This is a genomic window from Pseudomonas sp. 05T35, assembly GCF_056396605.1.
In genome coordinates, this window is the sequence record NZ_JBFTLU010000204.1 from 1 (window position 1) to 11,061 (window position 11,061).

7 protein-coding genes and 1 pseudogene are annotated in these 11,061 nt (G+C 59.6%); 2 read left to right on the forward strand and 6 right to left on the reverse strand.

From position 1 onward, the window contains the following. Nucleotides 1-117 precede the first annotated feature (117 nt). The 6 genes and pseudogenes from AC1DH9_RS16575 to AC1DH9_RS16600 form a co-directional block, all read right to left on the reverse strand. Nucleotides 118-903 (reverse strand): DUF4123 domain-containing protein, encoded by a 786-nt coding sequence (locus AC1DH9_RS16575; protein ID WP_427538093.1) that lies wholly within the window; start codon nt 901-903, stop codon nt 118-120. After that, the gene (locus AC1DH9_RS16580; RefSeq protein WP_477806070.1) at nt 900-2,282 is read right to left on the reverse strand and encodes a type VI secretion system Vgr family protein; all 1,383 of its coding nucleotides are present in this window, start codon (nt 2,280-2,282) and stop codon (nt 900-902) included. Before AC1DH9_RS16580 ends, AC1DH9_RS16575 begins: the two co-directional genes overlap by 4 nt. 233 nt (nt 2,283-2,515) lie before the next feature. Continuing rightward, nucleotides 2,516-4,382 (reverse strand): annotated as a pseudogene (gene speA, locus AC1DH9_RS16585) (arginine decarboxylase). A 219-nt stretch (nt 4,383-4,601) separates the two neighbouring features. Further along, nucleotides 4,602-4,973, reverse strand: a complete 372-nt coding sequence (locus AC1DH9_RS16590; RefSeq protein ID WP_054595446.1) for a translation initiation factor Sui1 — start codon at nt 4,971-4,973, stop codon at nt 4,602-4,604. A 191-nt stretch (nt 4,974-5,164) separates the two neighbouring features. Then, nucleotides 5,165-5,734 (reverse strand): NUDIX hydrolase, encoded by a 570-nt coding sequence (locus AC1DH9_RS16595; protein ID WP_427538102.1) that lies wholly within the window; start codon nt 5,732-5,734, stop codon nt 5,165-5,167. Nucleotides 5,735-5,737: 3 nt separating this feature from the next. Further along, nucleotides 5,738-6,805: a DUF2333 family protein gene (locus AC1DH9_RS16600; protein WP_427538105.1), complete on the reverse strand. Its 1,068-nt coding sequence runs from the start codon at nt 6,803-6,805 to the stop codon at nt 5,738-5,740. Nucleotides 6,806-7,096: 291 nt separating this feature from the next. Between AC1DH9_RS16600 and gcbA the strand changes: the two genes are divergently transcribed. Both gcbA and AC1DH9_RS16610 read left to right on the forward strand, forming a co-directional pair. Then, a complete protein-coding gene (gene gcbA, locus AC1DH9_RS16605) occupies nt 7,097-8,767 on the forward strand; it encodes a diguanylate cyclase GcbA (RefSeq protein WP_427538108.1) in 1,671 nt (556 codons plus the stop codon). A gap of 1,246 nt (nt 8,768-10,013) precedes the next feature. Beyond that, nucleotides 10,014-10,781: a methyl-accepting chemotaxis protein gene (locus tag AC1DH9_RS16610; RefSeq protein WP_427538296.1), complete on the forward strand. Its 768-nt coding sequence runs from the start codon at nt 10,014-10,016 to the stop codon at nt 10,779-10,781. The last annotated feature ends 280 nt before the right edge of the window (nt 10,782-11,061 follow it).

Here is an 11,061-nt window from a genome sequence, read left to right on the forward strand (position 1 = left end):
CCAGGATTTACGAGGACTTCGTCCGAACGCGGCCCGCCTCTAACGCAGCCTCGCGGGCTCGGCAGCTGCTACGAGTGCAGTTCTTCATCGCGATTTGGCCTGCAGAGTGCGGTGAATTCAGGAACGATAGCTTTGCCAGCGGTTGCGCAGGCTGTCGAGCCGCTCTTGCTGAGTGCGCCCCGGCAGGTGTGCTTCGGGTGTGGCTGACGGGTATTGCAAACGTAATCGCAACCAGCCATCGAGCACCGTCTGCTCGCTGAAGCCCTGTTCGAGTCCTTCCTGCACAAAAGACCAGATCGTGCCAAAGTCGTGGCCCGTCGAGCGACTCCAGTGCCATGCATGACGCTCCAGCAGGCAGGCTTGCAACTTGTTCTGCTGGCGAAGGCTGAGGCTGTCTTCAATGGCCAGTTCGCTGACGGCCAATCGCGGATTGACCATATGCAACCACCCCAGACTGCCGATCGCCCGGTCCTCCCAGGTTCCACCGTACCAGTACAGCTTATCGATCGGCCCCAGCCAGCGGCTCAACTCGTGGGCATCACTGGCATCAAAAAAGTAACTGGCGATAAATGGATTGTAGTAGCTGAGCAAGCCTTTGTAATGAAGCCCGAACGTGACCGTGAGCATACGTCGAAGGTGCCCGAGCAATTGCTCCGGGGATGCTGAGCTGACCAGCAGCAACCCCGGCCAGTCCGCAGGCTCGTCGTGRCAACATTGCATCAGCGGCGATTGCGCCGACAGTTCGATCAACTGCGGCCCCTGGTCGCGCAACGCATGCAAGTCGGTGCTCTCGAACAACGCGTAACACGGTAAGTCGGCAAACCGCTGCTGCAGGCTCCACCCTGCCTGCGGCGAGCCCGGTACATCCAGCAAAAGCCATTGAGCCGACTGGGCAGCGATCATGCCGCACCACTTTGGCCAAGCCCTGCCACTGTGCGGCAGGCGCAGATCACTTGCCGGCAATGCATGAAACTTCCCCCGCCGGGTATCAAACACAGCAACACCAAGGGCTGACTGCTCTGAACCAACGCCAATAAGTCTTGGCGATCCTCGGGCGATAAAACTTCCAGTGCCGGGAGCGCCTCCCCGACCACTGAGAGYGGGGAGGTTTCGGCAGGCAACACGCTGTCGACATTCAACGGCGGCCCCCGAAATATGCCGGTGATCAATGGCTGGTCCGGGTCGCCCTCGATAAAGCTCACACAGACATCGACCCCCGCCGTTAAACCGGCAACCGACTCTGCAGACAGTTGGGGCGAGACCGGCAGCCAGCAATGGCTGGGCCGTGCGCCCTCGCCCTGATAAAGCCAATCGAACTGCACGGCGATGCGTCGGGCCGCGTCGCTGCGAGGTTCGGCGACATTGACCACCCAGCCACGTTGCACGCTGTTCATCCGAGGTTTCTCGCTTGGAGGAAACGGTACGAACGGCGCCTCCCAGGGAATCGCATCAATGCGGTTGCGGTAGTACGGCAACTGCGCCTGACTGCCCGAATGCTCGACCCGGGTCAGCAACCAAAGGTGATTCCAGTCGGCAAACGGATGGCCCGACAACAGCATCAGCATGCCGCTACGCAGGTTCGGCAGGTCCGTTTCGCCTGCTGCAACAGGTTTCGGCAATCCATCGTGACGTGCCACATCGGCATGAGCATGAACCTTGAAACGCCTGACGGCGGGTGCAGTGCCTTGGGTATCAAAGGTTGTGCCGGCACCTGGAGACAAACTGCGCCAAGTGTCGGCAAAGATCAGGCAATGACCGTGCTTGCGGTGCTGAAAGTGGTAGTGAATTCGCTCTTGCTCACACAGACGCTGAAGAAACGCCAAATCCGACTCACGGTACTGAGTGCAAAACTCCCGCACGGGGTAATCGTTCCTGAGTTCGAATCGACAGTTTCTTTCGTCTATGCCGTGCTCCTTCAGTACCCGAAGCAGAATCTGCGGGACTGACAGACCGGTGAAAATTCGCTGATTGCAGCGTTGCGCCAGGCAGGCCAGCTTCGGCCCAAGGCACAGACGCCAGAGCGCCGGCACCGCGTCGTCATGAAGCGGGGCAAGGTCATGAATCTGTCCGTGGATACCGGTGCCCGCGCCCCCAAACCCCAGGTACGCCGAGCGAAACATCAGGCTCGCGATATCCAGTCTCAGCTCATCGAACTGCAGATCCAGCTGAAAGACAAAGGGCTGGCTGATGGACTCGCAGCCGCTAAAGGCGACAACGACAAAGGGTTGGGGCTGACCCGCTATCTCCAGACGAAATGACGGCTCGTTGACGGGATCGAACATCGGCGTTTCTCTACAGGAGGGACGGCCGGGGATTCTCGCTGAGAGACATGGCCGAGTAGAGTGCCGAAGTACAACTTAGGAAATGGCCTACGCGAAATGAAGACCACACAGCGTTGAAAGTGCGTGGGCACGGCAAATCGCTACAAAAATAAAGAAATGCCGTACCAGGTCCTCCGAAAACTCCGCACTACGCGGAGTATTTTCCGACAACCTGGTCACAGCGGTTCCCTACCTCAAGAAGACAGGTAAGACGAACGAGTCAGACCCAGGCGCAAGGCATCGAGGTACTGGGTACGCTCGGTAGCACTGATTCGAGCGCTGGCCACTTTGTCGCGGTAGTGCGTCATCAGCTCTTCCGGTGACAAGTGCACGTAACGCAGCATGTCCTCGATGGTGTCGTGGGTTTCGATACCGGCGTGGTAAACGCTGYCGTCGGCATTCTGGTAGATGTTTACCGAGTCGGTGTCACCGAACAGGTTGTGCATGTCACCGAGAATTTCCTGGTAAGCACCCACCAGGAAAATCCCCAGCAAGTAGTCTTCGCCATCATTGAGCCCGTGCACCGGCAGGCTGGTTTCGATGCTCTGCTCGTCGACGTACTGCTTGATCTTGCCATCAGAGTCACAGGTCAGGTCTTGCAGCACGGCGCGGCGCATCGGCTCTTCATCAAGACGGTGCAGCGGCAGGATCGGCAGGACCTGGCCGATGGCCCAGGTGTCCGGCAGGCTTTGGAATACCGAGAAGTTGCAGATGTACTTGTCGGCCAGCTTGTCGTTGAGTTCGTCGAGCACCTGACGGTGCGAGCGCTGACGGGCTTTCAACGAGTTATGCAGGCGACGGCAGACGGCGAAGTAGCATTGCTCGGCCAGGGCTTTCTCGGCCAGGGTCAGCTTGCCATCGGCGTACTGGCTGGCCACGTCGCTCATGTAGTGCGTCGCGCGCCAGTAGGTTTCGGTGACCATCTCGATATCGGTCGGACCGAGCAGGTCGACCAGCCATTGCACGGTTTCCGGCAGCTCTTCCTTGTTCTCGATCATCGGCACGTCGTCGTTGTGTTTCTCGACGTCGGTGACCTGCACCACCAGCATGGCGTGGTGAGCGGTCAGCGAACGACCACTCTCGGAGAATGCCGACCACGACACCGGCGTAATCGTCCATGTCGTAGTTGATCGAGCTGGCGTTGCGCGAATGGGTACCGTCGTAGTCGACGCCCAGGCCACCCCCCACGTCGATGTGATCCACCGGTAGGCCAAGGTTGCGCAGTTCGCCGTAGTAACGGATCGCTTCCTTGAAGCCGTGCTGGTAGTCCGCCAGGTTGGCGATCTGCGAGCCCATGTGGAAGTGCAGCAAACGGATGCCCTGATCCAGACCGGCCGCACGGAAGCGCTCGACTACCGACAGCAACTGGGCAGCAGACAGCCCGAACTTGGATTTTTCGCCGCCAGTGTCAGCCCATTTGCTCGATGCCAGGGACGACAGGCGAACCCGCAGGCCGACTTGAGGCTTGACCTTCAGCGAGGCAGCCTCTTCGATCACCAGGCCGACTTCGGATTCTTTCTCGATCACGATGAACACGTTGTGGCCCAGCTTCTGGCCCATCAGTGCCAGACGGATGAACTCACGGTCCTTGTAACCGTTGCAGACGATGGTGCCGCCCTTTGGCGCCAGGGCCAGCACGGCCAGCAGTTCCGGCTTGGAACCGGCTTCCAGGCCGATGGACACGTTCTGGGTGGCGATGATGTTCTCGATCACCGCTTCCTGCTGGTTGACCTTGATCGGGTACAGCGCGGTGTACTTGCTCTGGTATTCCAGACGCTCGATGTTCGCGTCGAAGGCGCCGGTCAACTGACGGACGCGGTCTTGCAGGATGTCCGGGAAGCGCACCAGCAGTGGCAAGGACAGGCCGCTTTTACGCAGCTGTGCGACTTGCTCGAACAGATCGATAGGCGAGCTGCTCGGACCGTTCGGACGAACTTCTACGCGACCGGCGTCACTGATCGCGAAATACCCGGCCCCCCAATGGCGAATCCCGTAAACACTGCGGCTGTCCGCAACTGTCCATTGGCTGCCATCGTCTTTGCGTGTGCGTCGTACGGACATCGAAGTCCCCTATAAAGAAGTCAAAGAGCGCCACCCGGGTTGAGGGCTGGCGCAGTCTAAAGTGAAAAAATGACGATTAGCCTGCAAGCGGGATAGACCACACTTACAGCGCTGAGTTTAGAAACCGGTCAGAACAGGCTCTGTGAAAACCATGGAGACGACGTTCAACCTGAATCGGATCAGGACTGCATCAAGTCGGGGTGGTTTTCACAGAGGCTGCTAGCCGCCGGATTTCTTCGCTTTGAAACCGTGTTTGATCAGCTCTGCCAAGAGTAGCTCGACATGATCGCCCTGGATCTCGATGATCCCGTCCTTCAACGCGCCACCTGTACCGCAACGTTTCTTCAACGTCGTGGCGAGCTCCTTGAGCGCATCTTCAGCCAGCGGTACGCCGCTGATGGTCGTCACCGTCTTGCCACCCCGGCCCTTGCTTTCGCGGCGCACGCGCGCGATGCCGTCGCCGGCCGGGATAACGGTTTGTTTGCAGATGCAGGCTGCCACCGGCTGGCTACAGTCCGGGCAATGTCGACCTGCGTCGGTGGAAAATACCAGGCCACCAAGGGCGGCGAAGGATGCGGCTTTTTTGGCCACCGGCAATCCTCTTGGGAGGACAAAGACTGGTCGCAGCAACGTTGGCACGTGCTATCGACCGCGAAGCCCCACTCAGGCAGGGGCAGCGCTACTGACCGGATGCTCCTACAAAAGGAATACCGGTTCAGCTTGAAAAGGTCGCGCAGTGTAACGGCAAAAAGCGCACTTGCTAAGAGCCAATCGGCGCCATTTTATAGATCTTTTGCGACGTCCTTCAGAGCGTCACCCCCGCGCGCGCGCAGATAGCGCTTCAACGCCGCCAGAGAGTCCGGGCAGTAAGGCTTCTGCGTGATTTCCAGCATCACCTGTTCGATGGGAATAAAGCGGGCCTGAAGCACTTCTTCCGGCTGCAGGATCAATGGCCCGTCCCAGACCGCCGAAAACGCCGAACACCACAAGCGGTTACCAGTGTCTTCAAAGAAAAAATGATCATGGGCGGTCAGCTCGACCCCACTGACGCCCAGCTCTTCTTCCAGCTCACGGGCCGCCGATTCGGCATAGCTTTCGGTCGCCAGCACCATGCCGCCCGCCGCCACATCCCAGAATCCCGGGTAAATGGCTTTACTGAACGTGCGCTGATGCACACACAGTTCGCCGACCGAGTTGAACAGCATGATGTAGGTGCCACGTCCGATCAGACCGCGCTCGCGCAAGTCCGAACGCACCAGCGAACCGAGCAGGTTGTCCTGCTCGTCGACCCAGGCGATCTGTTCGGCGTCCGAGGCTGCGCGGTGCGCAGCCTCATTGACATTATCAACCATGACTCAGCCCTGATTGAGYAATTGACGCAAATCGATAACTGCCGCGTTGGCCCGCGAGATGTAGTTGGCCATGACCAGCGAGTGGTTGGCCAAAACCCCGAAACCGCTGCCGTTGAGGATCATCGGGCTCCAGACTGTTTCCTGGGAGGCCTCCAGTTCACGAATGATCTGACGTACGCTGACCGTCGCGTTCTTCTTCGCCAGTACATCGGCGAAGTCGACTTCGATGGCGCGCAGCAAATGCGACAGTGCCCAGGCCTGACCGCGCGCTTCATAGAAGACGTCGTCGATCTGCAGCCAAGGGGTTTCCACCCGCTCTTCATCCACCTGCGGCACCTGACCCGGCGCCAGGGTTTCGGTTTTCAGCGCGGTGTTCAGCTTGACTCGGCCAACACTGGCCGACAGCCGTTGCGACAGCGAACCCAAGCGGGTCGCGACATCCCCCAACCAGTTGTTCAGGTTGTCGGCACGCGCATAGAACTGGGCGTTTTTTTGCGTTGGATCGGACAGGCGAGCCTGGTAACGGCTCAGGGAGTTGATGCCTTCCTGGTATTCCGACTCGCTGGACGGCAGCATCCAGCTCTTGTTGTCGAAGTTGAAACGCGGCTCGGCCTTGGCCAGATCAGCGTCTTCAGCCGATTGCGATTGCGAACGGGCAAAGTCTTTACGCAAGGCGCGGGTCAGATCGCGGACTTGCACCAGCACGCCATATTCCCAATTCGGCATGTCGTCCAGCCACAAGCCTGGTGGAAAACGGTCGTTGGAAATATAGCCACCCGGCTTGTGCAGCAAGGTACCGGCGACGGTCTTGAGGGTTTCGACCGTGGTGTAGCCGATGACCATCTGTTTGCCTTCCTTCTCGGCGGCCAGCTGCGCGTTCTGCTGAACCGGAAACAGCGCAGGTTCATGGCTCCAGTACCAACCCAGGGCGAGGACCACCAGCAAATACAGGCCGATCAAGGTGGCCAATGCGCGGCTGAACAGCAGGCCACCTAAATAGCTGCGGGTTGCCGACTTGGGTTCGGCGGCACGTTCAGGCGCGCTGCCTGTGCGGTTCTTCCAGTCCAGCATGGCGATATCCTTTCAATCACTTGAGTTCGTCGGTTCGACCACAACCCTACTCCATCGTGCTTTGCTGCGAGCAGATTAAATCTGCCCGGCAGACCGTGGATCGCACAGTGGACGCGAGTCGAGCAGCCACTATAAATGAAGCACAGCGTTGATCCTATGCGACCAGTCGGTCAGGAACTGAATAACGTCGCTTTACAGTTTATTGATGTACGACACTCATGGCATCGGAAAGAGGTGCTAGCATAGAGCCACCAGTCGATCTCAGCATGCACCCTAACTAGTAGTCAGGATATGACCGAGCCAGAAGACCCCAGCCGTGAGCGCCTCAAGCACCACTTTGCCCAGCGGGTAATTCATCAAGCACGTCAGATTCTTGAGATATGGCAGCGCCTGCAACGCTGTGAATGGTCTGGCACGGACCTGGCAGAGCTGAGTGAAGCGAACCTGCGGCTGCTGCGTTTCGCCGAACGCTTCGAACAACCCGAGCACACCCACCTGGCGCACAGCATCAGCCAGTCGCTTGCGGCCGTCGACGCCAACCGCGGACGCCTGAGCAGCGGGCTGATCACCGACCTCAATCGCCTGATGCAGCGCCTGTCGCGYACCGGCCTGCGGCATGGCGACCAGCTCGAACAAACCTTTCTACCGCCACTGCGCAAGCCGATCTACGTGATGCTGCAAGATCACGACCGCGCCGAGCGACTGGCCAAGCAACTCGAATTTTTCGGTCTCAGCGCGCAATCGCTGGACAGCGTGGCGGCGTTTCGCTCCTCGATGGTCGAGCGGTTGCCGGCAGCGATAGTCATGGACGTCGACTTCAGCGGCCCCGGCATGGGCCTGCAATTGGCAGCCGAAGCTCAGGAAGGCCTGGAGCAGAAACTGCCGCTGCTGTTTTTCAGCTTGCTGGAAACCGACACCCCGACCCGCCTCGCAGCCGTACGCGCCGGCGGCCAGGAGTTTCTGACCGGCACCCTCGAAGCGTCGAGCCTGCTGGAAAAGATCGAAGTGCTGACCTGCGTCGCCCAGTACGAGCCTTATAAAGTGCTGATCATCGACGACTCCCGTGCCCAGGCCCTGCACACCGAGCGCCTGCTCAACAGTGCCGGGATCGTCACCCGCACCTTGATCGAGCCGATTCAGGCGATGGCCGAACTGGCGGATTTCCAGCCGGACCTGATCATCCTCGACATGTACATGCCGGCCTGCACTGGCACCGAACTGGCCAAGGTGATCCGGCACAATGACCGCTATGTGAGCGTGCCGATCATTTACTTGTCGGCCGAAGACGACCTGGACAAGCAGCTCGACGCCATGAGCGAAGGTGGCGACGACTTCCTGACCAAGCCGATCAAGCCGCGGCACCTGATCACCACCGTACGAAACCGTGCAGCCCGGGCGCGCAACCTCAAGGCGCGAATGGTCCGTGACAGCCTGACCGGTCTCTATAACCACACCCATATTCTGCAATTGCTCGAAGACTGCAGCTTCCGCGCCCGTCGCGAGAACAAGCCATTAAGCTTTGCGATGCTCGATATTGACCATTTCAAGCGGGTCAACGACAGCCACGGCCACCCCATGGGCGACCGGGTGATCAAGAGCCTGGCACTGTTTCTCAAGCAACGCCTGCGCAAGACCGACTTCATCGGCCGGTATGGCGGTGAAGAGTTCGCCATTGTGATGCCGGACACCGATATCGAATCGGCCTATAAAGTGCTCGATGAAATCCGCCAGCGCTTTGCCGAGATCCACTACCCGGCCCAGCCGCAGGACCTCTGGTGCACCTTCAGCGCCGGCGTGGTGGACCTGCATGAAGATTCCGACAGCCTGATGATGGCCAGCCAGGCGGATGAGGCGCTGTACCGCGCCAAGCACGCCGGACGCAATCGCGTTCAAGCGGCACGGCCGTCGAATCAAAGTGCCACTTTTTCATCTGAATCCACCGATTCGGTCATAACCCTGTAACACAAACGCAATAACTTCAGGCACTTACCATTCTGTCGTTGGTAGAACCGCGATGCGCCTGAAGTTGCTGACCAATCTCAATACCCTGCTTTTAGTCGCGGTGTGTCTCGCACTCGGCGCCACCCTCTGGTGGTCGCAAAAAGCCCTGGAGCGTCCTTATCTGTTGATGGAGCGCTATCTGGGTCTGTCGCAGCACTTTCAAAATCAAGTGGCGCGTAACGTCGAAGATTATCTGGCCAGCGGCGACGCCCTGCGCCTGAGCAGCGCCAGCCAGGCCATCGAGACCCTGCAAAAAGACCTCGACGAACTGCCGTCCGAGCTGGCCGACAGCGTGCGTCCGAGCCTCGCCAGCCTCGATGACTTCAGCAAGACCGACCTGCTGGCCGCTGGCAAACTGGCGGGTGATCCGCAAGCCTTGCTGCTCCAGGCCGAGCGCGAACTGGGCGCTAGTCTGGAACAACTCAGCCAATACGCCACCAGCGCCAATACGCCCGCCGCTGCCGCCTATCTTCCACCGCTGCTCGTTGCCTCGCAGCACGTCGGCAAACTCTCGCTGGCCCGGGACAAACTGGTCAGCAGTGGCCGCAGCGAACTGGCGGTCGATGTCGAGCGTGAAGTCGACAGCATCCGCACTCAGGCCGAGCTGATCGAAGCACTGCCGCTGCTTGKCGTGACCGCCAGCAAAGAATCGAATACCGACGATTTCTCGGCGATGATGGGGCTGGAAAACACTGAAAAAACCGTCGCCGAAGATGCCGGCACCGGTTTCAAACGCGAACTCGCCAGCCTGCTAAGCCGCTACCCCGCCGAACTCGGTCGGACCCGCGAACAGATTCAGAAACGCGCCGACCTCAGCGCCGCCACCCACCTGAAAATTACCGCCGTGCAGCAGGCCATCGCCGGGCTGGAACCGACCGTTCGCGCGCAACATGGGCAAATCCAGGGTGAAGTGCGGCTCATGCAGGGCGTGATGATCGGCCTGATCCTGCTGATCGCACTGCTCATCGACACCTTGCAACGTCGCCTCGCCCGCGTGCTGACCAACCTGGCGCCAGCGCTGTCGACCTGGGCCGAGGGCGACTTCAGTCGGGACATCCAGCTCGGTGCGACCAACCGTGAGCTACGGGACATTCAAGAATCGCTGAATCGCCTGCGCGCTTATCTCGTGGATCTGGTCGGGACAATCCGCCTGAACGCCGAACAGGTGGCCGGCAGCAGCCGGGTATTGGCCGAACTGAGCAGCGACATGCACAGTGGCGCCGAACATCAGGCCGGCGATACCGCGCTGATCCGCGACTCGCTTGGTGAGCTGGAAGCGACCATTCAGCAAGTCGCCGGCGATGCCAGCCAGGCTGCCGACGCCAGCCGTCACGCCGGTCTGGCGGTCGAGCACGGGCAAAAGGTCATTGGCTTGAGCCTGACCGGATTGCACGCGCTGGTCGGCGAAGTCCAGGGCAACGCACAAATGATCGAGCATCTGGCCGAAGAGTCGGCCACCATCGGTGGCGTACTGACGGTGATTCGCTCGATTGCCGATCAGACCAACCTCCTCGCCCTGAACGCGGCGATTGAAGCTGCCCGCGCCGGGGAAATGGGCCGCGGTTTTGCGGTGGTCGCCGAGGAGGTTCGCTCGCTGGCGCAACGCACCGCCGGCGCTACCGCAGAAATCCAGACGTTAATTGCCGGCCTGCAACAGGCCGCAAGACAATCGGTAGAAGGCATGCGTGCCCAGGTCGAGCACGCAGAAGCCACCGCCAGCCAGGCACAAGCGGCTGACGGTGCGCTGGATAAAATTGTCGGGGCGATCCAGACCATTGCCGACACCGCCGTGCGTATCGCCGATGTCACGGCGCAACAAAGTGGCGCCGTCAGTGAAATCCGCGATCACAGCGAGCGGATTCATCAGTTGGGTGGGGATAACCTGGTGCGTATTGGCGAAGGCCGTAGCCAGGGCGAGAATCTGCTGGTGCTGGGTGGGCAATTGCATACGGCAGTGCAGGCATTTCGGGTTTAAGTCTGCGGCCCCGAACACAACTGGCCAGCAGGACTATCGCCACCTAAGCTCTTGTATAAACACACCTATTTGTCCATACGGTAGTATTTAATCTTCGCTTTGATGCTAAGGTTTAGCGCTTAAATTAATCGAGCGCGCAAAGGAGTGCCCCGTGATAGTTCCAACTTCGCCCCCTAGTGTATCTGTGGAGGAAAACATGGCTGTTGCCTTCCATAAGAAAAAAGTTTTGAAAGAGGGATCCGCGTTCATTTACTCCTGGTTCTATACCCAGGTCAGGAAT